At 46.3% G+C, this 25,589-nt stretch carries 27 protein-coding genes; 17 read left to right on the top strand and 10 right to left on the bottom strand.

Annotation, left to right across the window (positions count from 1 at the left end; translation table 11 throughout):
* Nucleotides 1-33 precede the first annotated feature (33 nt).
* Complete coding sequence (gene cspD, locus K0H61_RS07585; RefSeq protein ID WP_011072576.1) at nucleotides 34-240, bottom strand: cold shock domain-containing protein CspD; 207 nt, start codon at nucleotides 238-240, stop codon at nucleotides 34-36.
* Between the two features lie 197 nt (nucleotides 241-437).
* Between cspD and clpS the strand changes: the two genes are divergently transcribed.
* Together clpS and clpA are read left to right on the top strand one after the other, a co-directional pair.
* Nucleotides 438-746, top strand: coding sequence for an ATP-dependent Clp protease adapter ClpS (gene clpS, locus K0H61_RS07590; protein ID WP_220052081.1), 309 nt, complete (start codon nucleotides 438-440; stop codon nucleotides 744-746).
* A 42-nt stretch (nucleotides 747-788) separates the two neighbouring features.
* A complete protein-coding gene (gene clpA, locus K0H61_RS07595; protein WP_220052082.1) occupies nucleotides 789-3,062 on the top strand; it encodes an ATP-dependent Clp protease ATP-binding subunit ClpA in 2,274 nt (757 codons plus the stop codon).
* Nucleotides 3,063-3,168: 106 nt separating this feature from the next.
* Here the strand turns inward: clpA and infA are convergent, their stop codons facing one another.
* From infA to aat, 3 genes are all read right to left on the bottom strand, one after another.
* Nucleotides 3,169-3,387: a translation initiation factor IF-1 gene (gene infA / locus K0H61_RS07600; RefSeq protein WP_006081934.1), complete on the bottom strand. Its 219-nt coding sequence runs from the start codon at nucleotides 3,385-3,387 to the stop codon at nucleotides 3,169-3,171.
* A gap of 81 nt (nucleotides 3,388-3,468) precedes the next feature.
* A complete protein-coding gene (locus tag K0H61_RS07605) occupies nucleotides 3,469-4,185 on the bottom strand; it encodes an arginyltransferase (RefSeq protein ID WP_220052083.1) in 717 nt (238 codons plus the stop codon).
* The gene (aat, locus tag K0H61_RS07610; RefSeq protein ID WP_220052084.1) at nucleotides 4,175-4,885 is read right to left on the bottom strand and encodes a leucyl/phenylalanyl-tRNA--protein transferase; all 711 of its coding nucleotides are present in this window, start codon (nucleotides 4,883-4,885) and stop codon (nucleotides 4,175-4,177) included. Before aat ends, K0H61_RS07605 begins: the two co-directional genes overlap by 11 nt.
* Before the next feature lie 54 nt (nucleotides 4,886-4,939).
* On the opposite strand from aat, the gene K0H61_RS07615 reads away from it, so the two are divergent.
* Both K0H61_RS07615 and K0H61_RS07620 read left to right on the top strand, forming a co-directional pair.
* Entirely contained in the window at nucleotides 4,940-5,410 is a 471-nt protein-coding gene (locus tag K0H61_RS07615) for an outer membrane lipoprotein (RefSeq protein ID WP_220052085.1), read from the top strand.
* A gap of 38 nt (nucleotides 5,411-5,448) precedes the next feature.
* The gene (locus K0H61_RS07620) at nucleotides 5,449-6,201 is read left to right on the top strand and encodes a Nif3-like dinuclear metal center hexameric protein (RefSeq protein ID WP_220052086.1); all 753 of its coding nucleotides are present in this window, start codon (nucleotides 5,449-5,451) and stop codon (nucleotides 6,199-6,201) included.
* A 94-nt stretch (nucleotides 6,202-6,295) separates the two neighbouring features.
* Here the strand turns inward: K0H61_RS07620 and K0H61_RS07625 are convergent, their stop codons facing one another.
* Entirely contained in the window at nucleotides 6,296-7,252 is a 957-nt protein-coding gene (locus tag K0H61_RS07625; protein WP_220052087.1) for an AEC family transporter, read from the bottom strand.
* Nucleotides 7,253-7,459: 207 nt separating this feature from the next.
* On the bottom strand, nucleotides 7,460-9,490 hold the full coding sequence (gene metG / locus K0H61_RS07630; protein WP_220052088.1) for a methionine--tRNA ligase: 2,031 nt from the start codon (nucleotides 9,488-9,490) through the stop codon (nucleotides 7,460-7,462).
* 160 nt (nucleotides 9,491-9,650) lie between these two features.
* Between metG and apbC the strand changes: the two genes are divergently transcribed.
* From apbC to K0H61_RS07675, 9 genes are all read left to right on the top strand, one after another.
* Nucleotides 9,651-10,766, top strand: a complete 1,116-nt coding sequence (gene apbC, locus K0H61_RS07635) for an iron-sulfur cluster carrier protein ApbC (protein WP_220052089.1) — start codon at nucleotides 9,651-9,653, stop codon at nucleotides 10,764-10,766.
* An 11-nt stretch (nucleotides 10,767-10,777) separates the two neighbouring features.
* Nucleotides 10,778-11,410, top strand: coding sequence for a uridine kinase (gene udk, locus K0H61_RS07640; protein WP_220052090.1), 633 nt, complete (start codon nucleotides 10,778-10,780; stop codon nucleotides 11,408-11,410).
* A 32-nt stretch (nucleotides 11,411-11,442) separates the two neighbouring features.
* Nucleotides 11,443-12,024, top strand: coding sequence for a dCTP deaminase (gene dcd, locus K0H61_RS07645; RefSeq protein ID WP_220052091.1), 582 nt, complete (start codon nucleotides 11,443-11,445; stop codon nucleotides 12,022-12,024).
* Nucleotides 12,025-12,029: 5 nt separating this feature from the next.
* The gene (pabC, locus tag K0H61_RS07650; protein ID WP_220052092.1) at nucleotides 12,030-12,839 is read left to right on the top strand and encodes an aminodeoxychorismate lyase; all 810 of its coding nucleotides are present in this window, start codon (nucleotides 12,030-12,032) and stop codon (nucleotides 12,837-12,839) included.
* Nucleotides 12,836-13,846, top strand: coding sequence for an endolytic transglycosylase MltG (gene mltG, locus K0H61_RS07655; RefSeq protein WP_220052093.1), 1,011 nt, complete (start codon nucleotides 12,836-12,838; stop codon nucleotides 13,844-13,846). The genes pabC and mltG overlap by 4 nt, the downstream gene beginning before the upstream one ends.
* Nucleotides 13,843-14,472 (top strand): dTMP kinase, encoded by a 630-nt coding sequence (gene tmk / locus K0H61_RS07660; RefSeq protein ID WP_220052094.1) that lies wholly within the window; start codon nucleotides 13,843-13,845, stop codon nucleotides 14,470-14,472. The genes mltG and tmk overlap by 4 nt, the downstream gene beginning before the upstream one ends.
* The gene (gene holB / locus K0H61_RS07665) at nucleotides 14,466-15,422 is read left to right on the top strand and encodes a DNA polymerase III subunit delta' (protein ID WP_220052095.1); all 957 of its coding nucleotides are present in this window, start codon (nucleotides 14,466-14,468) and stop codon (nucleotides 15,420-15,422) included. The genes tmk and holB overlap by 7 nt, the downstream gene beginning before the upstream one ends.
* 6 nt (nucleotides 15,423-15,428) lie before the next feature.
* Nucleotides 15,429-15,755: a PilZ domain-containing protein gene (locus K0H61_RS07670; RefSeq protein WP_220052096.1), complete on the top strand. Its 327-nt coding sequence runs from the start codon at nucleotides 15,429-15,431 to the stop codon at nucleotides 15,753-15,755.
* Between the two features lie 115 nt (nucleotides 15,756-15,870).
* Entirely contained in the window at nucleotides 15,871-16,659 is a 789-nt protein-coding gene (locus tag K0H61_RS07675) for a TatD family hydrolase (RefSeq protein ID WP_220052097.1), read from the top strand.
* Between the two features lie 236 nt (nucleotides 16,660-16,895).
* On the opposite strand, the gene rsmF is transcribed toward K0H61_RS07675, so the two are convergent.
* Nucleotides 16,896-18,338, bottom strand: coding sequence for a 16S rRNA (cytosine(1407)-C(5))-methyltransferase RsmF (gene rsmF, locus K0H61_RS07680; RefSeq protein ID WP_220052098.1), 1,443 nt, complete (start codon nucleotides 18,336-18,338; stop codon nucleotides 16,896-16,898).
* Between the two features lie 152 nt (nucleotides 18,339-18,490).
* On the opposite strand from rsmF, the gene K0H61_RS07685 reads away from it, so the two are divergent.
* A complete protein-coding gene (locus K0H61_RS07685; protein ID WP_220052099.1) occupies nucleotides 18,491-19,717 on the top strand; it encodes a nucleoside recognition domain-containing protein in 1,227 nt (408 codons plus the stop codon).
* 62 nt (nucleotides 19,718-19,779) lie between these two features.
* Here K0H61_RS07685 and K0H61_RS07690 read toward each other — a convergent pair whose 3' ends face one another.
* Genes K0H61_RS07690 through K0H61_RS07700 form a run of 3 tightly spaced genes read right to left on the bottom strand, consistent with a single transcriptional unit; the run spans nucleotide 19,780 to nucleotide 23,678 of the window.
* On the bottom strand, nucleotides 19,780-22,416 hold the full coding sequence (locus tag K0H61_RS07690; RefSeq protein ID WP_220052100.1) for an MlaD family protein: 2,637 nt from the start codon (nucleotides 22,414-22,416) through the stop codon (nucleotides 19,780-19,782).
* A complete protein-coding gene (locus K0H61_RS07695) occupies nucleotides 22,394-23,032 on the bottom strand; it encodes a paraquat-inducible protein A (protein WP_220052563.1) in 639 nt (212 codons plus the stop codon). The genes K0H61_RS07690 and K0H61_RS07695 overlap by 23 nt, the downstream gene beginning before the upstream one ends.
* A 13-nt stretch (nucleotides 23,033-23,045) precedes the next feature.
* Nucleotides 23,046-23,678: a paraquat-inducible protein A gene (locus K0H61_RS07700; RefSeq protein WP_220052101.1), complete on the bottom strand. Its 633-nt coding sequence runs from the start codon at nucleotides 23,676-23,678 to the stop codon at nucleotides 23,046-23,048.
* A 199-nt stretch (nucleotides 23,679-23,877) separates the two neighbouring features.
* Here K0H61_RS07700 and K0H61_RS07705 point away from each other — a divergent pair, with 199 nt between their 5' ends.
* From K0H61_RS07705 to proQ, 3 genes are all read left to right on the top strand, one after another.
* Nucleotides 23,878-24,177: a YebG family protein gene (locus K0H61_RS07705; protein WP_220052102.1), complete on the top strand. Its 300-nt coding sequence runs from the start codon at nucleotides 23,878-23,880 to the stop codon at nucleotides 24,175-24,177.
* A 15-nt stretch (nucleotides 24,178-24,192) separates the two neighbouring features.
* On the top strand, nucleotides 24,193-24,651 hold the full coding sequence (locus K0H61_RS07710) for a GAF domain-containing protein (protein WP_220052103.1): 459 nt from the start codon (nucleotides 24,193-24,195) through the stop codon (nucleotides 24,649-24,651).
* Between the two features lie 281 nt (nucleotides 24,652-24,932).
* Entirely contained in the window at nucleotides 24,933-25,568 is a 636-nt protein-coding gene (gene proQ / locus K0H61_RS07715; protein ID WP_220052564.1) for an RNA chaperone ProQ, read from the top strand.
* Nucleotides 25,569-25,589: the final 21 nt, after the last annotated feature.

Genomic DNA, 25,589 nt, shown 5'->3' on the forward strand with positions numbered 1-25,589 from the left:
CCCTGCCTTCTCAGCTTATTTGCCTCACTCACATTATTTTGTGGGTGAAATGGCTGAAGCGTGCATCCCTTTTGGACCCTGTTCTACTTCAAATTGAACTGGTTGGCCTGCTTTTAGAGTTCGATAGCCTTCCATTTCAATGGTAGAATAGTGTGCAAAAACGTCCTCGCCACCTTGATCAGGGCAAATAAACCCGAATCCCTTGGCGTTGTTGAACCATTTAACAGTTCCGCTTGCCATACTTCAACTTCCTTCTGTTGTCTACTTACCAGTAAGATAGTAAAACCTGTATTTATAGACGGATGTGTTTGACCGTCTGAGCTACAGAATGTTAGGAGTAGCAGCGGAAGTCAAGTTAAAATTAACAAAAAGATAACAATAAATTAAATTCAAGTAAGCAGTTGTAAGAGGCCAAAACGAGAGGCTAGTATTAAAAAATGGCGAAGATAGGAAATATAGAACACGTTGAAGAGCGTGTAGAGTCTGAGTTAATGCCACCTTCGATGTATAAGGTGATACTCAATAATGACGATTACACCCCCATGGACTTCGTAATTGAAGTGTTACAACTCTTCTTTCGCAAAAATGAACAGGAAGCCACCGATATTATGTTGACAGTGCATCACCAAGGAAAGGGCATCTGTGGCGTTTTCCCCTATGGCATTGCAGAAACCAAGGTGATTCAAGTAAATCAATTTGCAAGAGAAAACCAACATCCGTTACTGTGTTCGTTAGAAAAGGCGTAGAAACGCTTTATTCTGTGTCAGTCGTTTATTTAGGGGGTGCTTATGCTGAACAAAGATCTGGAAGTCACCTTAAATCTGGCGTTCCAGCAAGCCAGAGAGGCACGACACGAGTATATGACAGTGGAACATCTGTTATTGGCTCTAATTGACAATCCTGCCGCTCAAGAGGCCTTGATCGCCTGTGGGGCTAATTTAGATAAACTGCGTGATGAAGTCGCCAGTTTCATTCAACAAACAACTCCTATCATCGCCGATATAGATGATGATAAAGAAACCCAACCAACACTCGGGTTTCAACGGGTCTTACAACGTGCCGTTTTCCATGTGCAGTCTTCTGGCCGAAACGAAGTCACTGGTGCTAACGTTTTAGTGGCTATTTTTAGTGAGCAGGAATCCCAAGCCGTTTATTTGCTGCGTCGTTGTGATATTACCCGTTTAGATGTGGTGAATTTTATCTCCCACGGTTTTTCCAAAAATGAAGATCCTGATTTCCAACAGGATCAAGAACGTATTGAAGACCATTCAGAGGGGAGTGAAGAGCGCAGCATGTTGGCACAGTTTGCTGCTAATTTGAACCAAATGGCCAAACAAGGCGTGATTGATCCACTCATTGGCCGTGAGCAAGAGATTGAGCGTGCAATTCAAACACTTTGCCGTCGCCGTAAGAATAATCCCTTGCTGGTGGGCGAGGCGGGTGTAGGTAAAACTGCGATTGCCGAAGGTCTTGCTTATCGTATTGTGAATCATCAAGTACCTGAGGTGATGTCACAGGCTACCGTGTATTCATTGGATTTAGGTGCATTGCTTGCGGGAACAAAATATCGCGGTGATTTTGAAAAACGCTTCAAAAGCTTATTAAAAGAGCTTTCTGCCGATAAACACGCCATTCTATTCATTGATGAAATTCACACTATTATTGGCGCAGGAGCGGCCTCTGGTGGGGTGATGGATGCATCAAACCTACTTAAGCCACTGTTATCTAGCGGCAATCTGCGTTGTATGGGCTCGACCACCTTCCAGGAATATCAAAGTATTTTCGAAAAGGACCGCGCGCTTGCCCGCCGTTTCCAAAAGGTGGATATCAACGAGCCGTCAGTGGCAGAAACCACCAAAATTCTGATGGGACTTAAGTCTAAATACGAAGAGTTCCACGGGGTGCGTTATACCCACGCCGCGATTAATTGTGCTGCGGTATTGTCTGCAAAACATATCAATGACAGACACTTACCCGATAAAGCAATTGATGTGATTGATGAGGCGGGCGCTCGAATGGCGATGTTGCCGCAGAGTAAACGTAAAAAAACCATTGGTCAGGCAGAAATCGAAACAATAGTAGCTAAAATTGCTCGCATTCCTGAGAAGTCTGTATCAGCAACAGATAAGGATTTACTCCGCAATCTTGAACGTAACCTCAAAATGGTGGTGTTTGGCCAAGACAAAGCCATTGAGAGCCTCAGTGCCGCAATTCGACTGTCGCGCAGTGGCTTAGGTACAGAAAAGAAACCCGTGGGTAGTTTCCTGTTTGCCGGTCCTACTGGGGTCGGTAAGACCGAAGTCACAAACCAGTTGGCAAGCTGCCTTGGAATGAAACTGGTGCGCTTTGATATGTCTGAATACATGGAAAGCCACACAGTTTCGCGTTTGATTGGTGCGCCTCCAGGATACGTAGGCTATGACCAAGGTGGGTTACTCACCGATGCGGTCATTAAGAATCCGCACTGTGTGGTGCTGCTCGATGAAATTGAAAAAGCCCACCCTGACGTCTATAACCTGTTGCTTCAGGTGATGGATCACGGCACTTTAACCGATAATAATGGCCGTAAAGCCGATTTTAGGCACGTTACCTTGGTGATGACAACCAACGCTGGGGTGCAGGAAACCATCCGTAAATCGATTGGTTTTACCCAGCAGGATCACACTCAAGATGCGATGTCTGAAATTAACCGGGTGTTCTCACCTGAGTTTCGAAACCGTCTTGATTCCATCATTTGGTTCAACCACTTAGATATGACTATCATTGCTAAAGTGGTGGATAAATTCTTGGTTGAGCTCCAAGCACAATTGGATGCTAAACACGTGACCTTAGATGTCAGTGACGAGGCTCGTACCTTACTTGCAGAGAAAGGTTACGATAAGAGTATGGGCGCGCGTCCCATGGCGCGCGTGGTCACTGACCTTATCAAGCGTCCACTAGCGGATGAGGTCCTCTTTGGTGCGCTTGAACAGGGTGGTATCGCCCATGTCGATGCTAAAGACGGAGAGATTGTGATCCGTGCAGAGAGGGTAGTTAAACCGTCCAATAAAGCGAAAGCCTAAATAGCTTTAGTCAACCCACAAAAAAATGGCTGCCTTGGCAGCCATTTTTGTTATCTCTCGCAAACAAAAAACCCGGCAGTGCCGGGTTTTGAACTATGGGGCAATATTAGCGTGCGCGGAAGACGATACGACCTTTAGTGAGATCATAAGGAGTCAACTGAACTGTGACTTTGTCACCGGTCAGGATGCGGATGTAGTTTTTGCGCATTTTGCCAGAAATGTGTGCGATCACAACGTGACCATTTTCAAGCTCTACGCGAAACATTGTGTTTGGCAAGGTTTCAAGGATAGTGCCTTGCATTTCAATGTTGTCTTCTTTCGCCATTAATTAATTATCCCATTAGCCTTCGAATGTAAAAACGGGCGTATCATGCCCCAAATTCCCCCCGCTGTAAAGGGGAAGTACTTAGCAAACTTGGGAATACTCCCAGCCGTGGGAGGTTAAAATTTGATAGGGGCGATATAAGCGTTTATAGGACATTTTGCGGTTAGCATCGATTTGGTAGCCAAGGTAGAGGTATGCTTTATCCATTAATTTTGCGAGTCGACACTGTATTAAAATGAGCAACACGCCTAGGGAACGGTGAGCCTCATCTGGGTCAAAATAACTGTAAATGGCCGATAAACTGTTTGGCAGAGTATCTGTCACGGCGACAGCAAGCAGCCGCTCACCATCATAGACTTCGATAAAGGTGGGGGGTAACCAGTGACAAAACAAAAACTGCTCGTACTGTGCTTTACTCGGCGGAAACATTGGACCGTCAAAGTGTCGCTGCTGGATATATTTTTCATAGAGAGCATATTGCTTGTCTGTGTGCTCGCTCGTCACCCGCCAAGTTAAATCGCGGTTATTCGCCAGGGTGCGTTTTTGCCGTTTTGAAGGTTTAAATTCATTAATGGGTAAACGGATTGGCTGACAGGCATTGCAATGGGGGCAGCGGGGTTTATAAATGGCACTGCCGCTGCGACGAAAGCCGATACAGAGTAAGCGTTCAAATAAAATGGGATCTAGGGTTTCCTCTTGAATTACCAATAACTGTTCCTGCTGTCCTTCAAGATAACTGCAGGGGAAACTCTGACTGATCCCAATGGCGATAGGTGTGCTGCTGGCATTAGAGTTCAAGTTTGACCTCGCTAGGTATCCAAGCCTCTGGGTTAACAAATTTGTCCCTAAATTGGGTTAAAAGTTGAATAAAATCAGATCGCTTGATAGCTATTGCGCCTAAACTTTCCAAGTGAGGATTCATGACTTGGGCATCAATTAATTTAAATCCCATCTTGATCAAATGCTGTTGTAGTACAACCATGGCTGCCTTAGATGCATTGGTTTCACGGTGGAACATGGATTCACCGCAGAAGACTTGGCCAATGGCTAGGCCATATAGGCCACCAATCAAGCGCTCGCCTTGCCAAACTTCAATCGAGTGGGCATGGCCTGTGTGGTGTAATTCTCGATAAGCCATTTGAATTTCATGGCTTATCCAAGTTTCAGCTTGTTTTACTCTCGGTTGGGCACAGCCTGCCATTACATCGGTAAAGGCATGATTAATGGTGAATCGCCAAGGCTGACGTTTTAAAAATTTGCGAAGGCTTACACTTATTTTGACTTTTCCTGGAATAAAGATGGCTCTGGGATCCGGTGACCACCATAGAATGGGATCTTGAGCGTTAAACCAAGGGAAAATACCATGATAATAAGCGGTTAATAATCGCTCTACACGTAAGTCTCCACCTATCGCCAACAAACCATTAGGATCGGTTAAGGCGAGCTCTGGTGAAGGGAAAGCTTCAAATTCGTGATCCAGAAAAGACAGTGAGTTCACAATTGCGTATTATTCATTAATAGACCCTTATATTAAGTTAGCGGAAATTTGCATATGTTGAAACCTAGTCTAGCGAGCTTTATGTTCATTTGTGCCTGCCTTATTTGGCCTGTACAGGCAGGGTATGACCGCAACCAAGCTGTTCCCGTTGAAAAAGTACTCTATGGTGATGTCGACTCTGTTAGAAATATTACAGAAAATCAGCTCGTTGAGGATAGAAATCAGGGCTGGAAAACCTTCGGCGGTGCCTTAATCGGTGGGGTGTTGGGTCATCAAATCGGCAGTGGTTCAGGGCAAGATGTTGCCACTGTATTGGGGGCGCTCATTGGCGGCGGTATTGGTCATCAGTATGGTAGTGGTAGCACGATCAAGACTTTCAAGTTGGTTGAATTAATGATCAATCAAGAGGACGGCACCCAAATTATGGTGATCCAAGACTATGATGCAGGAATGGTATTTAATGTGGGTGATAGGGTCAGAGTCGTGTATTTACAGGGCAGCGTTCGCGTAGACCGAGCAATGTAGTAAACTATATTTAATTCAAAACGTTAATTGGTGATGGAATGACACGCACAGAACTAACTCAATATTTGGCGGAATTTTTGAAGGTTTCAGCTTTTAAAGACTATGCGCCTAATGGTCTGCAGGTTGAGGGTAGAGATGACATCCGCACTATCGTGACGGGTGTTACTGCATGCCAAGCACTTATCGATGAGGCAATTCGTTTACAGGCCGATGCCATTTTGGTGCACCATGGTTTTTTTTGGAAGAGTGAACCAGAGGTTATTACTGGGATGAAACAGCGCCGAATAAAGGCGTTACTCACCCACGATATCAACTTGTTTGGTTATCATCTGCCATTGGACGCCCATCCAATGCTGGGTAATAACGCCACCCTCGGCCGTCAGATGGGCATATTAGATGCCGAACCCGTCGAGGAGATTGCTCAAGGGTTAGTATGGCGTGGTAAGCTCGATTTACTGATGGCAGCCAAGGACTTTGCATCACTTTTAGGTGAAGCCTTAGGCAGAACGCCTCTACATATTGGCGATAGCGATGCGAAAATTCAGCAACTTGCTTGGTGTACTGGTGGTGCGCAGGATTATATTGATGTGGCAGCCAATTTGGGAGTGGATGCTTTTATCAGCGGTGAAGTGTCGGAGCGAACCTACCACAGCGCAATAGAGCAGGGCATTCATTATTTTGCAGCAGGCCACCATGCCACTGAGCGTTATGGCATCGAGGCATTAGGCCGCCATTTAGCCCGTGAGTTTGGTCTTAAACATCACTTTGTGGATATCATCAATCCGGTGTAATTCGACGATATCAACAGTTGGCAATTGAATTTAACGATATAAGGCGAGCATGGCTCGCCTTATAATTGGCAAAACTTTTGTTGTTTCTGAACTCTTATATAAATTGAAAAGTCGACAGTAAAAAAATCCCCAGCGTACAGGTCAAAAGCGAGCAAACCGTTGTAAGGGCGATGATATTGGCGGCTAAGGTGGCATTGCCGCCCATGGCGCGCGCCATCACATAACTTGCTGCGGCCGTTGGTGCTGAGCTCATTAAAAACACAATGGCTAAATCAATCCCCCTAAAACCGATTATCATCGCCGCAATTGTAATAAGTAGCGGCGCTGCTACGAGTTTTAAAAAGCTGGCAAACCAAGTGGCATAACGCTCGTGCTTAAGGGAACCAATATCTAAAGAACCACCCGTGCACAGTAGTGCGAGCGGCAGAGTCATATTGGCGAAATATTGCCCCGCATCGGTTACCATTTTGGGTATAGGGATCGCAAGCAGCGAGATGACAATGCCGAGAATAATGGCAATGATTAGCGGGTTTTTAGTGAGCGTTTTGATGATAACGCCAAGTGCTTGCCGACCAGATTGCTCCCCCTTAGGTGTTAGGCAAATGACAGCTTGGATATTGTAAAGCAGTGTCATTGAGGCCACGTAAACTGCAGCCATTGCAACACCTGATTCACCGTAAGCGTTTGACACATAAGCTAAACCGATAATCGCGGTATTGGCGCGAAAGCCACCTTGAATGATAACGCCCTTATCCCTAGGGTCGCTAAAATAGCGGCGAGTGACAAAAATCGACAGTAAAAAGAAGCTGAAATTAGCTATTACACCAAAACTCACCAACGCCGCGCTAGAACTCACGTCGTGATTAGATTTTAAAATCCCCAGTAAAAGCAGCGCGGGCAGGGTGACATTAAAGACTAATTTTGATGCGACATCGATAAAGTTTTCATTAATCGCATTGGTGCGTTTGAGTATGACCCCAAGGGCTAACATCAAACAAATCGGGCCGGTAATTGAGGCAGAAAACTGCAATTGCTCAATGATATTTCCCATGCTCTCTCCGTGAAACCGCATCCATAAAGTATTTTGATGCAGCAGTTTATCAATGTGCTGATTCAGAGGCAGTTTATATAAAAAGGAGATGGGTCGATATGAATTATCGGTGAGCGTGAAGATTATTTAAGTTGAGCGGTGAATTCAGATTCAATAAGAAATAAAAAGGGCCGCGAATGCGACCCTAATATTGAGTGTTAGCCTAGTTTATTTAACGCGCATACCAGGCTGGGCGCCTTCGTGTGGCTCTAAAATCCACAAGTCGCTGCCACCTGGGCCTGCAGCTAGCACCATGCCTTCCGACATGCCAAAGCGCATCTTACGTGGAGCAAGGTTAGCTACCATCACAGTCAGCTTGCCTTCGAGATCCTCTGGCGAGTAGGCCGATTTAATGCCGGCAAATACCTGACGGGTTTCGCCGCCGATATCGAGTTGCAGTTTAAGTAACTTGTCCGCCTCTGGCACATGTTCAGCTTTAACGATGCGAGCAATGCGTAAATCGACTTTGGCGAAATCTTCATAGTTGATGGTTTCGCTAATCGGATCTGTCGCTAATGGGCCTTTTGGTGCTTCAGGCTCTGCGGTTACTTGCAGGTTTTCCTTAGAATCATCCACCATCGCATTAACCTTATCCAACTCAACACGTTGCATCATAGCCTTGAATGGCGCGATTTCATGACCTGCCATATCTTGGCCTAAACCATCCCACGTTAAGCTTTGTTGGAAGAAGGCTTCAACGTCCTGCGCTAAACGTGGCAGTACTGGTTTAAGGTAAGTCACTAGAATACGGAACAGGTTCAAGGCGTTTGAGCATACTTGGTGCGCCGCTTCTTGCTGATCGTCCTGCTTCACTAACTGCCAAGGCGCTGCATCGGCGACAAAGCCGTTAGCGATGTCAGCAAGAGACATAATTTCACGCATCGCTTTACCGTATTCACGGGTTTCGTAGAATTCGGCGATTTGTGCTTGTTTGGCTAAAAACGCATCGGTCAAAGTGGTATCTGCAATCTTGGCCAGCTTGCCATCGAAACGCTTAGTGATAAAACCTGCGGTGCGCGAAGCAAGGTTGACCAGTTTACCGACCAAGTCTGAGTTAACGCGTTGCACGAAATCTTCAAGATTTAAATCCAGATCGTCGATACGGCTGCTCAGTTTTGCCGCGTAGTAGTAACGTAAGTATTCTGGGTCTAAATGGTCTAAGTAAGTGCGAGCCTTGATAAAGGTGCCCTTAGATTTCGACATTTTCGCGCCGTTTACCGTCACATAACCGTGGGCGTAAACGCTGTTCGGCTGACGGAAACCCGCGCCATGTAACATGGCTGGCCAGAAGAGGCTGTGGAAGTAAACGATGTCTTTACCGATGAAATGATACACTTCGGCACTCGAATCCTTGGCCCAAAACTCATCGAAGCTCAGCTCAGGACGTTTGTCACATAGGTTTTTGAATGAACCCATGTAGCCAATAGGTGCATCGAGCCAGACGTAGAAGTATTTGCCTGGCGCTTCTGGAATTTCAAAACCAAAATAAGGTGCATCACGGGTGATGTCCCATTGTTGTAGGCCTTGCTCAAACCATTCGTTTAGCTTGTTCGCCATCTCGGTTTGTAGGGCGCCAGAGCGGGTCCATTCCTTTAACATGCCTTCAAAGGCTGGCAGGTCGAAGAAAAAGTGCTCAGTATCTTTCATTACAGGCGTCGCGCCCGATACCGCTGAACGTGGGTTAATCAGTTCAGTTGGGCTGTAAGTCGCACCGCAAGCGTCACAGTTGTCGCCGTATTGATCCGGTGACTTACACTTAGGGCAGGTGCCTTTAACGAAACGGTCAGGCAGGAACATCGACTTTTCTGGGTCAAACAACTGAGAAATGGTCTTGCTCTTGATATAACCGTTGTCGCGTAATTTGAGGTAAATATCGCTGGCAAGCGCACGGTTTTCTTCACTGTGGGTGCTGTGATAGTTATCGAAGGCGATATTAAAATCGGCAAAATCCTGTTGATGCTCTTTGTTCACTTGAGCGATCATCTCTTCAGGCGCCATGCCTAATTGCTGTGCTTTAAGCATGATAGGCGTGCCGTGGGCGTCGTCGGCACAAATATAGTGGCATTCGTGTCCACGAAGTTTTTGATAACGCGACCAGATGTCTGTCTGGATATATTCCAGCATATGACCTAAGTGGATCGGTCCGTTCGCGTAGGGAAGTGCGCTGGTCACGAGAATTTTACGTTGTGAAGTTGCCATCTTGTCTCAAATATCGTGGTGGGCCAAAAATAATGGTAGAGATACTAACCGATTACAGGATGATTTTCATCAAAACCTGAGTCAATTGGATTAAATCTGCGCTAATGTTTTTGCCATTATCTGGTACACTTGGGCAAATTTCTCGCTGGGGGTGACTCTTTTGGCTGCAACTCATACTGATTATCGTTTAAGTGATGATCTTCTCGGTCCCGTTTTATCCATTCTCGATGCCTATATTGACCCCTATTTGTCACAGGGATTAGTCAGCGCGGGCTGCGTAACTAAATTGGCCATTGAAGGCAAGCGTTTACAACTTGGCTTGGTCTATCCTTACCCTTGTATGACTCAATATCGCGATACCGTGATGGCCATTACCAATAAACTCGCGGTTTTGGATGCCATCGATGAAGTGGAATGCGAAATTGATTTTCAGCCAAAAGTGCATTCTGCTACCGCATCCATTGCACCTATTCCGAATGTAAAACAAGTGATTGCAGTTGCATCGGGAAAGGGCGGTGTGGGCAAATCAACCACGGCGGTGAACTTGGCTTTGGCCCTCGCGGCAGAAGGCGCGCAGGTGGGCATTTTAGATGCGGATATCTATGGCCCATCGGTCCCATTGATGTTGGGTATTCCAAATTTTAGACCCGTATCCATCGATGGTAAGCACATGTCGGCGGCAAGTGCCCATGGCATTGCAGCACAATCGATTGGTTTTATGTTAAGTGGTGATGAAGCCGCTGTGTGGCGCGGCCCAATGGCGGCAGGAGCTTTGGCACAATTGCTGAACGAAACCCAGTGGCCAGAACTGGATTATCTTGTGGTGGATATGCCACCAGGTACGGGTGATATTCAGTTAACTCTCTCGCAAAAGGTACCTGTTTGTGGCGCTGTGATTGTTACGACACCACAGGATATCGCCCTTGCCGATGCGAAAAAAGGCATTACCATGTTCCAAAAGGTCAACATTCCTGTGTTGGGAATTGTTGAGAATATGAGTTTCCACTTATGCCCTGAATGTGGTCATAAGGAGCACCCATTTGGTACCCTCGGTGGTAGCAAAATTGCAGAGCGTTACAATGTACCTTTACTCGGTGCATTGCCGCTACATATTAATATCCGTGAATCCATGGATGTCGGTGCACCTCTAGTGATCGCTGAGCCCGACACTGAAGTTGCAGCACTTTATCGGGAAATTGCCCGTAAGGTCGGGGCTGAGCTGGCACTTCAACAGAGCCAGGCCAAAGTTTCTATTAGCATTTCTGATGATGAGTAAGGTCTAAACATATGAGTTCGTGTGTCATTATTGCAATCGCAGGCGCGTCAGCATCTGGCAAGAGTCTAATTGCCAAGACGATTTTTGATGAATTACGTCGCGATTTAGGCACGGATGAAATTGGTGTCATCAATGAAGATGCATATTATCGTGATCAAAGTCATTTATCGATGGATCAGCGGGTGTTAACCAACTACGACCATCCAAAGGCGTTAGATCACCAACTGTTATGTACGCATTTACAAATGCTGAAATCCGGTCAGGCAGTAAACGTTCCATGCTACAGCTATACCGAACATACCCGTATGCCAGAAACCATTCAAATGACACCGAAAAAAGTGATCATTTTAGAAGGGATTTTGCTGCTGACCGATCCGAAACTACGTGAACTGATGGATGCCAGTGTCTTTATGGATACGCCTCTGGATATCTGTTTTCTTCGCCGCTTAACCCGCGATGTGGCAGAGCGTGGCCGTACAATGGAGTCGGTGATTTCACAGTACAAGAAAACCGTTCGGCCGATGTTTTTACAATTTATCGAGCCCTCAAAACAATACGCTGATATTATCGTTCCCCGCGGCGGGAAAAACCGTATTGCAACCGATATATTAAAAACCCGTATCCAACATCTACTTGCAAAATAACAACTTAAAAAACTCAGGGAGTAAAAGGCAAGATGCGCTTAACCGATTTCGAAATTGAACAGGCCCTCGATGAAGGCACTATTGTGATGGAACCCCGTCCAAGTAATGAGGCGATCTCTGGGGTGAGTATCGATGTGCGCTTAGGTGGACAATTTCGTGTCTTTAAGGATCATACCGCGCCTTATATCGACCTGAGTGGTCCAAGTGTTGAAGTGCAAGCGGCGCTCGATCGTGTGATGAGTGAAATCATCGAAATCCCCGAGGGTGAAGCGTTTTTCCTTCACCCTGGTGAGCTTGCGCTGGCGGTGACCTTTGAGAGCGTGACGTTACCTGCTGATATCGTCGGCTGGTTAGATGGCCGTTCGTCACTGGCTCGTCTTGGATTAATGGTGCACGTCACTGCCCACCGTATTGATCCGGGTTGGCAGGGCAAAATCGTGCTCGAATTTTACAACAGCGGTAAATTGCCACTGGCACTTCGCCCAGGGATGACCATTGGTGCGCTCAACTTCGAGCGCTTAAGCGGTCCTGTATCCCGACCTTACAACACGCGTAAAAACGCTAAGTACAAAGATCAGCAAGAAGCGGTCGCTAGCCGCATCAGTCAGGACTGATGATTTTGCACTGGGTGAATGGGACGTCACAGGGTTGTATTGAACCTTATGATAGGGGGCTTGCCTATGGTGATGGCCTATTTGCTACCATGCGTACAGGCGATACGGGCATATTGTTTTTCGATTGTCACCAAGCTCGCTTAACCGCAGGTGCTGCAAGATTGGGTTTTGAGTGGGGGTTAAGTCACGAACTTAAAAATCAACTCAACGCTATAGCCGAACAATATCCCCATCATTGCATCAAACTCATTCTGACACGGGGTGTTGGTGGTCGTGGTTATGCGCCGCCTGCCGAGGTCAAAGTGAGTGAAGTGGTGTCAGTGCATCCTATTCCGAGTCATTATGCCGATTGGCAGCGTGATGGGATATGTCTTAAAACTTCTTCAGTTCGCCTAGGGCATCAGCCGCTGCTTGCCGGTATCAAACATCTTAATCGGCTTGAACAAGTGCTTATCAAGTCCCAACCGTTAGCCACTGGCTTCGAGGATTGGTTGGTCTTAGATTGCCATGACAAGGTTATTGAGTCTTCCATGGCGAACATATTCTTCATTAAGGGGAACCAGTTAAGTACCCCGTCACTCGAATATTGTGGTGTTGCAGGGGTAATGCGTGAGCAGGTCATGCAAAACTTGCTCGAAAACGGTATGAATATCGAGTGTTTACCGATACAGAGTAAACAACTTGCCGATTTTGATTCCGTCTTTATTACGAACAGTGTCCTTGGTGTGGTTGATGTAAAGCAGATAGATACTTTAAGCTTTTCACGCTCGCCCATTACGACGCTTCTTAGAGAACAACTTTCACTTACATTATGAAAAAACATCTCGTTAAAGTGGTTTCCATTCTGTTGGGCTTGCTATTACTAGCCTGTGTGCTGGGTTATTGGGGCTATCAATCCATTATTGGCTATGGTCAAACGCCCTTGGTGTTAACTGAGCCCAAAGAGCTGACCATTGCCCGTGGCACAAGTGTTAATCAATTAGCTCAGCAGCTTGAAACCGATGGCATTATTCAAAGCAAATGGAAACTGAAATTGCTGTTAAGGTTACAACCTGAACTTGCAAAGATCCGCACCGGTTTGTATGAAATCACGCCTTCGCAGTCCATTGCGGATTTATTTAAGGATTTATCCGAGGGCAAGGTAAAGATTTTCAGTTTAACCTTAGTCGAAGGAAAGACCATTAATGAGTGGGAACAACAGCTTGCCAGTGCTCCACATTTAGTGCTGTCGAAGGAGATTTTTGCCGCCGTATTAATGGAGCAGGGCGATGATTCGGCACTGCCAGAGGGCAAGTTCTTCCCCGAGACATACCATTACACCGCTGAAAGTGATGCGAAGGTACTCCTGACTCAAAGCTATAAGATGATGGAGCAGGAATTGGCTAAGGCATGGGCGGAGCGTAATCCTAATTTACCGCTTAAATCACCCTACGAAATGTTAACCCTTGCTTCTATCGTTGAAAAGGAAACTGGCCAGGCGAGCGAGCGTGGGCTGATTGCAGGCGTGTTTATTAATCGTCTGAATTTAGGCATGAAACTGCAAACAGATCCGACTGTTATCTATGGTATGGGTGAGCGTTTTAACGGCAATATCACCCGTAAGGATTTAGTCGAGGAGACACCATTTAACACCTATCGCATTTTCGGTTTACCGCCAACACCGATTGCTGCGCCAAGTAAGGCCTCATTGGAAGCGGTATCCAAGCCTGCCGAAGTCAGTTATTTGTATTTTGTATCGCGTAACGATGGCACCCATGTGTTCTCGACCACCTTAGAAGAGCATAACCGCGCCGTTGATATTTATCAGAGAAAGAAAAAATGACCCAATCGAGCGCCAAATTCATTGTAGTTGAAGGACTTGAAGGTGCTGGCAAGTCGAGTGCGATAGCCCTTATTAGAGATTTTATTGAAAAACACACCGGCCGTACGCCAGTGTGTACCCGTGAACCTGGTGGTACGCCGCTGGCGGAGCGTATCCGAGACCTAGTTAAAATTGCCGATCCCAATGATCCCCTCTGTGATGAGTCTGAATGCTTGCTAATTTATGCGGCGCGTGCCCAGCTGGTGGCGAACGTGATAAAACCTGCGCTTAATGAGGGGTATTGGGTGTTAGGAGACAGACACAATCTGTCATCCCTTGCTTATCAAGGCGGTGGCCGCGGGTTAATGCCTTTGGTTGAGGCTGTGAGTAACGCAACGCTTCACGGTTTTAAGCCGGATTTGACCCTTTATTTGGATATTGATCCGAAATTGGGATTAATGCGTGCGGCTAAGCGTGGTGAACTGGATAGAATCGAGCAGCAGGCGATTGATTTCTTTGAGAGGGCACGCTCGACTTATCTGAGGTTTGCCAATGAAGATGACAGCATTGCGGTAATTGATGCGAGTCAAACCATGGCAGAGGTTCATAAGGATATTTTAGCCGTGTTACAGGCAATGGCATGGTAGTCCAACAGACCTTTAATGTTGATTCTCTGCCTTGGTTAGCCTCACCTAGACAGGCTTTTTTAGCACAGTTACAAACAGGTAAGATGCCCCACGCGCAGTTAGTGGGAATCGATTCTGCTTACGGTGGGCAACTGTTATCGCTATTTATGGCCCGCACCGCAATTTGCACTCAGCCGACAGCTGAGGGGGGATGTGGTTTTTGTAAGGCCTGTCAGTTATTCGATGCGGGAAACCATCCTGATTTTTACCAGATAGAAGCAGACGGCAATCAAATCAAGGTCGATCAAATTCGTGATTTTTGCCAGCGCTTAACGGCCACGGCGCAGCAAAGTGGTCGCCGGGTTGCCATTATTCACCAGAGTGAGCGGCTAAATACCGCAGCAGCAAACGCGCTGCTAAAAACTCTCGAAGAACCGGGTAAAGATACGCTGCTCATTTTGCAATCTGATTCGCCTGCGACTCTACTAGCCACCATTAGCAGCCGTTGTCAGCGAATTCCCTTCGTATTACCGACTAAACAACAAATTAAATCTTGGCTAATTGAGCATTGCGCCGTTCAAGAAGACGTCACATGGTGCTTAAGTGTGGTAGGTGGTCCAATCAAATTGGCACAAAGTCTGCTTTCAGATGGACAGCAGCCCAGCCAATATCAATCATTATTGGCCTATCGCAAAGATTGGACACAAAGTTTGTCTACAGGACATCTCTGTGGTAGTTTGTTAACCGTAAGTGAACAACAAATTATTGATGCTCTTAAGGTTTTATACTTAATCCTAAGGCAAGTGTTGTTGAAATCGAGCTATCAAGATGCGTTCACACAGGCCCAAATTGGCAACCTAGCGGCCAAGGTTATGGCCATGTCGCATAGCCTCAGTGTCATGCCGACTGTCAATTTTCTGGGCTTGTGTCAAAGTTATGTCTTAGAATATAGAGAAATAACAAATAAGTAGCATGCCATGGTAGATTTAGTCGTCAATTTCGATACGTTACATCAGCTTTACCGCGCTTATATGCCCTTTATCAAGCCTGCGGGTCTTTTCGTTGCCACCAGTGAAAGCCATTATTTGGGTGAACCCCTGAACATTGCCTATCGTTTACCTGGCTCAACGACCACTAATGAGTTCCGTGGGGTAGTTGTTTGGATTAATCCGCTTGGGGCTTCCGGAGGACGGCCCGTCGGGATTGGGATTAAGATTGTCTCTGAACCCGAGAGTCATAAACACCATATTGAAAAGTTATTGTCCCACGAGCTTGCTTCGAGCGACTTAACTTGCACTATGTAGTGCTACATTTTGCTTTGACTCCTGTGGCAGTGTTTAGCTGAGTGGCTGAATTTGACCTCGTTAGCTATGCTGAGTATCCTTGTGCTCCTTTTTGTCACTTCGATTGGATATTGCTGTGCTAATTGATTCACACTGCCATCTTGACCGCTTAAAAGCGGCTCCTTGCCAACAAACCCTTGAAAAAATCCTTGCTAATGCTAAGTCTCGTGGCGTCGATTACATGCTTTGCGTGAACGTGCGTCAACAGGGATTTGAATCCATGCGCGATAAAGTGGCAGCCTTTGAGCAAGTATTTTTGTCCTCTGGTGTGCATCCACTCGATGTGAAAGAGGGTCTCGATGTTGATGAAATCCGCCGTTTTGCCACTGAGCCACGAGTTGTCGCCATTGGCGAAACCGGTTTGGACTATTTCTATGCCGACGAAACTAAAGCGTTGCAGCAGCAATGCTTTGAGCAGCAAATTGCCTTAGCCGTCGAGGTCAATAAGCCGCTGATAGTGCATACCCGCGATGCCCGTGAAGATACTATCCATATGCTCAAATCAGGGCAGGCCGATAAAGTAGGCGGGGTATTACACTGTTTTACTGAGAACTGGGAAATGGCAAAGGCTGCCATTGACTTAGGTTTTTATATTTCTGTCTCTGGTATTGTGACTTTTAAAAATGCAGGGGAGCTTCGAACTGTGATCCGAAAGGTGCCTAAGGATCGCTTGTTAGTCGAAACTGATTCACCCTACCTTGCACCAATTCCGCACCGTGGACAGGAGAACCAACCTGCCTATGTGCGTGATGTAGCTGAGTTTGTTGCTGAGCTGCGTGGCGAGCGTTTTGAAGAGTTGGCCGAGTACACCAGTGAAAACTTCTTTAATTTATTCAAAGATGCGGCGCGATTAGTCGGGCGCTAACCATCAATTGTAACTGCATTTAGCACTGGGCTTAGTATTCAAATTTGCCCATAAAAAAAGGCCCAAAACGAGTCCGACTGTTTGGGCCTAGGGGAATGGCTCATTGAAGAGCCGTGCGCTACAGGTGAAAGTGCGTTAGCACTTTACAATAGACTCAGTGTAGCTGAGTTTTACACTTGGGCGACTTTCTACTTCCCCTTTTTTAGGTTATTTCTGGCTAAAAAATAAACTTTTTATTACTTGTTTGTCAGAACAGGTAATAGCAGGACTTTATCTTTAACTAAGTCCCTAGGAAGGTTATTTTTTAATTTATTCCCTAAATGCTTCGCCATGCCTAATGGCGCGCCGCCATAACAGACTATTACTTCACCTTTGGCTTTGCTTACTTCATTAAGCGGAATATCTCGCCCCATCAGATATGCTTGGGCTTCCTGTTCAGTTAAATTGACGGCTTTAGCACTTTGGCTTATAGATTGGTTTGCTAAAGCAATGATGGCTTCGTGGCGAACTTTAAAACCATGCTTGCTGTGATCAGCAAGTTTTACCCCAATACGGGAAAAGCGCATGCGTCCGATGAAGTCTTTAAACTCATTCGGAAATAACCAGAACTCATCGTCCCTGACCATAATGAGCTCATCCGGTAACTGAATCCCTAAATCCTCTTCAAAGTAGGCATTAATGGCCTTAACCTGTTTAGCGCTTGCCTCGCTGAAGGGGAAGTTCTTTTGTAATTTGGGCTCAGGTTGTAAGCGCGGAACGGATTGCGTTTTGGTCAGCTTAGCGACAAAGAAGCCCTCACTGTCGTATATCTGCGGCCAAACGTGCAAAAAGCCCTCTGGTGTAGTGGCTTTATCGGCTCCTTCAAAAAGCGTACTCAAGGATTCAAACTGCACTGCATCGGGATAGGTTTGTTTTAGGTACTCACACACGCCTTGGTTTTCAGTGCGATTTAACGTACAGGTTGAATAGACCAAACTGCCGCCAGGCTTAAGGGCGAGAAAAGCCGACTCTATCAGTGCCTTTTGGGTGTCGCTTATGGCTATCACCTCATCGAGAGACCAGGATTTTAAGGCATCAACATCTTTGCGCACTGTGCCTTCGCCGCCGCAGGGGGCATCGATTAATACCGCATCAAAACTTTCATACAGGTATTCACCAAATACACGGCCATCGAAGTGGGTGAGGGCGCAGTGACTCGCGCCCATACGCAGCACATTGGCGTGCAAAACCTTAACACGACTGGCTGAGTACTCATTGGCAACCAGCAAGCCCGTATTTTGCATCAACGCAGCCATTTGAGTGGTTTTAGAGCCCGGTGCGGAGGCCAAATCCAACACGTATTGCCAGTTGGCATTGGGCGTAAACAATGCAGTTGGCGGAAGCATAGAACTGGCTTCTTGGATATAAAACAGGCCTTGAATATGCTCGATGGCATTGCCTAGCTGTTCCTCCTCATCGTAGCTAATCCAAAACCCATCCTCGCACCAAGGGATTGCCTCAAAGGTCCAACCCTTGGGTTGCATTAACTTTTTAAAGTCTTCGCTATTTATCTTGAGGGTATTAACTCGAATAGAACGTCTCAGAGGTCGACCACAGGCGGCGATAAAATCCTCCATCGACAGATGTGAGGGCATTTCTTGGGCAATAGTATTGATAAAATTTTGATTTAGTTGAACCATAAGGAAAAAAGGCTGCGAATGAACTGGCGCAAGTATACCATATTCCCTCGGGGAGTGGATGTTAGCATTGTACCATGCCCCTCGGTGCACAGACCAATTCAATGCCTCGTAAGCAGGAATAAATCCGTCATGGACAGAGTTAGGGGAAGCGCGTGCTAAATCGGGTTTGGTTAGTTTTTTTTGTGGTGGCGCTGCTTTCTATTGGCGTGCAATTGGTAAGCGGCCATCTCGATGTGTTGTCAACATCGGTTGAGGCGCTGTTTTCTAGCGCGAAGCTTGCCGCCGATATTTCCCTCGGCCTCATTGGTGTGTTATCCCTGTGGATGGGCCTGATGCGCATTGGTGAAAAGGCGGGCATAGTTGGCGCTATCGCGAGGGTATTTGAACCCTTATTGCATCGACTCATGCCAGAAGTACCGAGGGGGCATCCCGCCTTTGGCAGTATCACCATGAATCTGACCGCCAATGTATTCGGCCTCGATAATGCGGCAACGCCATTGGGGCTTAAGGCTATGCAGGATCTGCAGAGTTTAAATCCTGTCAAAACCGTTGCCACAAATGCGCAGATTTTGTTTCTGGTGCTCAATACGTCATCGGTCACCCTAGTGCCAGTAACGGTATTTTTATACCGTGCCCAGCAAGGGGCGACATCCCCCGCCGATGTGTTTTTACCTATCCTTTTAGCCACAACGGCATCGACTTTGGTGGGCTTGCTAATTGTTGCAGTGGTTCAACGGATTTCACTGCTCAATACTGTGGTGCTTGGTTACGGTGCAGTACTCCTCGCCGCAGTAGTTGCCAGTGGATTTTATTTAATGACCTTGAGCGTTGAGGCCATAGGCACAGTATCGACCGCATTGGGTAATGGTGTACTACTGCTGTTGATCTTTAGTTTTGTGATAGGAGCCGGACTTAAAAAGGTCGCTGTGTACGATGAATTTATTGAGGGTGCGAAAGCGGGGTTTCATCAAGCAATTCAGCTAATTCCCTATTTGCTTGCTATGTTGCTTGCCATTGGATTACTGCGAGCGTCTGGTGCTTTAGATTATCTGCTTGCCGTGATTGCAGCCCTTGTTAATGTTTTTGGCGTTGATACTCGTTTTGTGGACGCGTTGCCAACGGCCTTGATGAAGCCTTTCAGTGGTTCAGGGGCGAGGGCGATGATGCTCGAAACCATGTCCCACCATGGCGTGGATTCCTTTGCGGGACGGCTTGCGGCTATTTTCCAAGGCAGTACCGAAACTACTTTTTATGTCCTAGCGGTGTATTTTGGTTCTGTGGGCATTCGCCACGGTCGCCATGCCTTAGCCTGCGGTTTAACTGCGGATGTTGCCGGTATGCTCGCCGCCATTTTCGTCTGTTATTGGTTCTACGGCTAATAAAAAAGCGCACTCTATTTAATCTTGTAGAGTGCGCTTTATTAATTACTTAGGGGTACTGGTTACTGAGCTGGTGCCCAATCCAACCATTCATCCTGTGCCCTACGGTGCAGTTTGAGTACCGTGCCCTGTGCCAAAAGGTTGTCTACCTGCGTAGTATCTTTGGTTGCGACATTGATGCCCCCGGCAAGCAGGGTTTCAAGTGAACCTGCTTCAATCTGTGCCCCGGAGAAAATCCCCACATCCACTTTAATGCCCGACGCATCCCAGAATTGGCTCGATTGATTGACCAGATGACGGTACTCAGAAGCGATATGGGCTTGCATCAACACGCTATTGCCCTGCTGAGATAAGCTGTAGCCATCGAGTTGACCAATCCTAATTCCGCGAAAGAATATCGGGGTGCCGACTTTCATCGAACCAAGTGCCGCATCTTCTAGTGTCAGTTTTAGTGCATCTTCAGGCACATTGGCATAGCTGCTTTCCACTAATCGAGCGCTGAATTGGCTCGAAGTCTGACTATTGCTCCCCGGCAAGACCCCAAGGTAAGGGCCAGTGATTAAGGTTTCTGGGGACTTTATTGCGGCTAAGGATATTTGCGCATCAACCATATGATACTCAGTATCGCTGGCCGTGAAATGCGCCGCGTACTCGCCATAGAGATAAGCGGTTGCCGTGAGGGTTTTGAGATCCGAATTTAATTTCACCTGAGTGACTTCGCCTACTTGATGCCCCTGATAGCGAATAGCTGACTTAGCAGTGAGTTTGGCACTTGCGGGTAAGGTAATACGGATGGGTTCTGCTTGAGCCAATGCCAGGGCTTTGTTGTCATATAACTTAAATGCACTGGTTTGTTGGCTCGTTGAATTTTCTAATAGTCCAAGGCTGATGCTGCCCTTAAGTGCGCCTTGAAGGGGGGCGACACTGACATCAATTCCACCAAGGCTGGCGTTTATATCGATGGCACTGTTACGCCAGAAGACTTTTGGTTTTTGCAGCAAAGGTTGAAACTGTTTGTCGATGGCAATTTTAATTGCAAAATCTTCGCTGCTGCTTTGCCATGTAACCGACTCTACACTGCCGATCTGCATTTTTTTATAGTAAATAGGCGAGCCTTGACTTACATCTGCGCCATCTGGGCTAGTGAGGGTGTAGTAGGTACGATGCAGCTTAGTGAAAAAGTGATTTGCTTCGTCGAGTGATGAGAAAATCGGCATTATTGCTGCAGTAGCAACAGGTGCCGTACTCATTCCAGGGACTAAACTGATTGCGCCCTTACTTAGCGTGGTTAAGTCGCGGGTTTTGACCGACACGCCATCGAGGGAGGCATCGATACTTAAGGCAGATTCAGGTACAAAGTAACTGTCAGCTCGCACTAAATTGGCAAACTCAGGTTGCAGCTCGATTTGGTATTCGACGGCTGATAAATCTTTACTCAGGTTTACCGACAGAATCTGACCGATTGGCAGCTGCTTATAGCGCACTTCTGCGCCAGCGCCGATGCCCATATTCTCGACTGAACTAAGCGTTAATCTGCGTTTTTTCGATTGCATCAAATCTGGTGCTTTATCTTGTAGAGCGAATCGTTCGGGTAACGGGCTGGCAGAATCATTGCCGGGTAAAAAACTGACCACATTACCCGTCAGCAGTCGTTCTGCATGCTTAATGCCCGATAACGAAATATCCGCACCTTCAAGCCAAAAGACACTGTCTTTTGTCAGCAGATGGGCATATTGGCCTTCAAATTTAGCGACAGCGATAACGCCATCCTCACTTAAGCGTTTTGATTCTATGCTGCCGATACTGATCCCACGATAAACAATGTTGCTACCTTTATCGATGCCGTTGCCATCTTTCATGGTTAACGTGACTTCGGTACCACCGAGGGCGGAGGCTTCGGAATCGTAGAGCGCAAAACTATCACCGTTGACGGCGCGTGGAGCTTTGTCATCGGAGCTAAAACTCACCCCGCCCGCTAGAATGGACGCGAGACTTTCGGAGCTGACTTTGACCCCAGCAAGGCTGGCATCGATTTTTACCCCTGACACATTCCAAAAGTGGGAGTTCTTCTTCACTAGACTGGCGTATTGCTCCTGAACAAAGGCGCTGATAATCACTCTCGCGTTTCCGTCTAAACGGTAACTTGCCACACTGCCCACCGGGATTTGACGGTAAAAAATGGGGGAGCCCACATCGAGGGAGCCTAATTTGTCAGTAGTCAGCTCGACCATCACGCCGTCTGAGCCTAATTGCATCGGTGGTGGCTGGCGCTCAGCTTCGAATGAGGTTGCAGCGTTACCTTCACCGGGTTGAATGGCGATATAGTTACCCGAGAACAGGGCGTCTAAGCCTTCAACGCCCGTGATACTGGCTTTTGGCGTCACTAACCAGAATAGGGTTTGCTTATTGAGGAAAGGGCCTGAGCGATAGTCCATCATGACTTTGACATTCACCCCCTTAAGCTCATCATCGATACTGATATCTTTAACCTTACCTACGGTTAAACCTTGGTATTTGACCAAGGTTTTCCCCACTTCAATGCCACTGGCACTTGGGAAATGAATTTGAATTTCAATGCCTGATTCTTTAATGCTCTTAAACCCAAGCCAAGCACCGAGAGCCAGTGCGACTATGGGGAGGAGCCAAATGGGCGAAAAGAGTTTTTTCTTCACTACTTTAGGCGTTTCGATTTGCGTCATCTTGAGGTTCCAGTCGATCCCAGAGTAAACGAGTGTCTAATACTTTTGCGGCCAGTTGTGTCAATAAAATCACTAGGGCAAACGCGGTGGCCGCAGGTGCAGGTTTGGCATCCAGTAATTGCCCCATATTAACGAGGGCGACGGTGAGGGAAATCACAAACAAATCGAGCATCGACCAGCGGCCAATCCACTCAATAATGTGAAAGCCTACCATTAAGGTTTTTTTCGAAATCGGTAGGTGAAAACTGATGGCGCATAGATAAGTAGCAAGGCCTATGATTTTAATCCAAGGCACTAAAATACTGGCGATAAACACAATAATGGCAATCGGCAGCATGTCAGATTGCACTAAATGGATGATTCCAGACAAAATCGTATCGTGGCGAACTTGCCCTTGATTGGTGAGCATAGTAATAGGGTAGAGATTTGCAGGAACCAATAAAATGGCGGCCGTGATAAGTAGTGCCCAACTTTTTTGTAAGCTGCCGACATCGCGTACTTGTAACTCGGTACCACAGCGCTGGCAATGGCTATGATGACAATCATTGAGTTCGCGGCACTGTTTACATAAACAGAGGCTCAAATCTTTGCCTTGAAGTTGAGTACTGGTTTGCATATTACTTTGTGAGTTAGCGACGCTCATCTAAAAGGCTCCACATATGCTCCAAACTGTACTCCCGTTGTAAGAACAGGGTCACTAAAAATAACATTGTGAAGCAAAAGGTGCCCATTCCGAAATAAATATCTGCAAAGTCAGATAATTGGAATGCAGAAACTAAAAAGCTGATGACATATATCTCGAGCATGGTTAGCTGTGACAATAGTCCCTGCAACTTTAAAAGTTCGGTCAAGATATGGCGCCAAAATGGACTGTTAAGCCCCCATTTGGCGATCAAAATTTGGCTCATGATTGACATGAGCAGTAGCCCAGGGCCTAAAACCGCAGCAGTAAATACGGCAATACCTACCACCCAATAACCTTGGTCGAACACTGCAAACGCGCCCTGAAATACAGTCGTGGTTCGAATACTGCCCAAAAAATGTATCTCAAGAACGGGAAAAAAGTTTGCCGGAAAATAGAAAATAAAAGCGGTAACACACAGCGCAAGCATGCCATTCATCGAGCAATAGGGGGTGTCATAGAGGGCGGTATGACAACGGGGACAAAGGGCTCTCACCCCAGAAGGTAAGGCACGCTTTCGAATCGCTAAGTCGCAGGAACGACAGAGAATTACAGAATGATCAGCTGTATTTTCATGCATATAAAAATATTAGTTTAGCCCCAATGCTAATGCTGGTTTAGGTTCTGCCACAACGGAGATTATAGGTGAGACGACAACAAATTAATCCGTCGTGTTACTGAAAAGCGACATAATAATATCAGAATTATCAGAATACTTGCATCAATACTTGAGTTTTGGCATTCTGATTACTGTATATTTAAACAGTGCGAGGACAATCATGGCAGTTATTACACAGTTTGTCGTGGTAAGAGAAGGGGTAGAAAAGATGACATTCACATCGAAGAAGGAGGCCGATGCCTACGATAAGATGCTCGACATCGCCGATAACCTCATACCTTTTATCCAAAAAGCCGAGTTAGGAATTGATGAAAGTCTGAGCGAACAGCTCGCATTTTATTTCGCTAACCATAAAGATGAGCTAACAAACTTGCTTAAAGGTGTTGTTCCGGTTAATAGTACGGCATCAAAGCCAAATCCAGCGAAAAAAGTCCCTAAAAAAGACACCGCTGACGAATAGATTCCTAGGAAGTATATGAAATCTGAATTTTATGAGTCATTGAATCGTCAAGCCTTAGCCTTATTAGATGGGGAAGACGATCTTGTGGCGGGCATGGCTAACTTTTCAGCCTTACTAAACCAAAACCTTGAACAGCTCAACTGGGTAGGTTTTTATGTAATGCGCGGTGAACAGTTAGTGCTAGGTCCCTTCCAAGGTAAAGTGGCTTGTACGCGTATTCCTCTCGGTAAAGGTGTCTGTGGTACTGCGGCCCTTGCTGATCAAACCCAACGAATTGCCGATGTGCATCAGTTTGATGGCCATATCGCCTGTGACGCTGCCAGTAATTCTGAAATCGTTATCCCCGTTCACGCCCAAGGTAAAGTGGTTGCAGTACTGGATATCGATAGTCCAATTTTTGATCGTTTCGATGCCGAAGACCAAAAAGGCTTAGAATTGTTGGTAAAAAGCTTCGAAAGCTGCCTATTTGCTTAATTTGCGTACAATAACGCATAATTCATAGTCGCATTCGGTGGCGTGCGCCTTATAATACGCATGTGCAGTTCAAGGCTTCATTGACGTCTGTTGATGAATTACTTGGACTGTTTAGCCGTAAAAATTGTTAACTTTTGTGTTTTTAACTTTTGAATCAGCGGCGACAATGCTAATTTGTACTTTGGCTCAAATGTGAGCTTAACCAAGATAAACGACTCGTAAGAAGCTGATATATAAATTGCTTCGAATTCGTAGTCCCTTTTTTGACTGTGGAAGTAATGATGGAATCAACAGAAAAGTTGACCGACACCAATGCAATTTTGGCGTATTTGTATGAAACATTTCCTTTGTGCTTTATTGCTGAAGGTGAAACTAAGCCATTAAAAATCGGATTGTTTCAAGATTTGGCTGAAAGGTTGGCTGATGATTCTAAAGTCAGTAAAACTCAACTACGAGTCGCCTTAAGACGTTATACCAGCAGCTGGCGTTACCTGAAGTCTGTAAAAGCCGGTGCTCACCGTGTTGACTTAGATGGCCAGCCTTGCGGTGAATTAGAGCAAGAACATATTGATCATGCTCAGGCTATGCTAAAAGAAAGCCAAGACAAGGCAAAAGCGAAACGTGCTGCTCAAGCGCCAAAGCCTGCACAAAAAGCTGCACCGAAGAAATCCCCTAAAAAGGTGGCTGTTCCTCCTCGTAAGACCGAGCGTCCAGCAAAAGCTGCACCCAAGGCAGAGCCAGCAGTAAATTTAGTGCAAGCTCAATTAACCGATTTGACCAAGAAACAACGCGTTAACGTTAAATTAGGAATGACCCCTGTTGCGGGTGTTATTACTGACATCAACAAAGAAGACGTGCATGTGCAACTGGATAGTGGTTTAACGGTTAAAGTTAAAGCGGAACACATTCTGCTGTAATCAATTAATTTAATGGAGTAA

This window comes from Shewanella acanthi, from assembly GCF_019457475.1.
In the GTDB taxonomy this organism is placed as follows: Bacteria; Pseudomonadota; Gammaproteobacteria; order Enterobacterales; family Shewanellaceae; genus Shewanella; species Shewanella acanthi.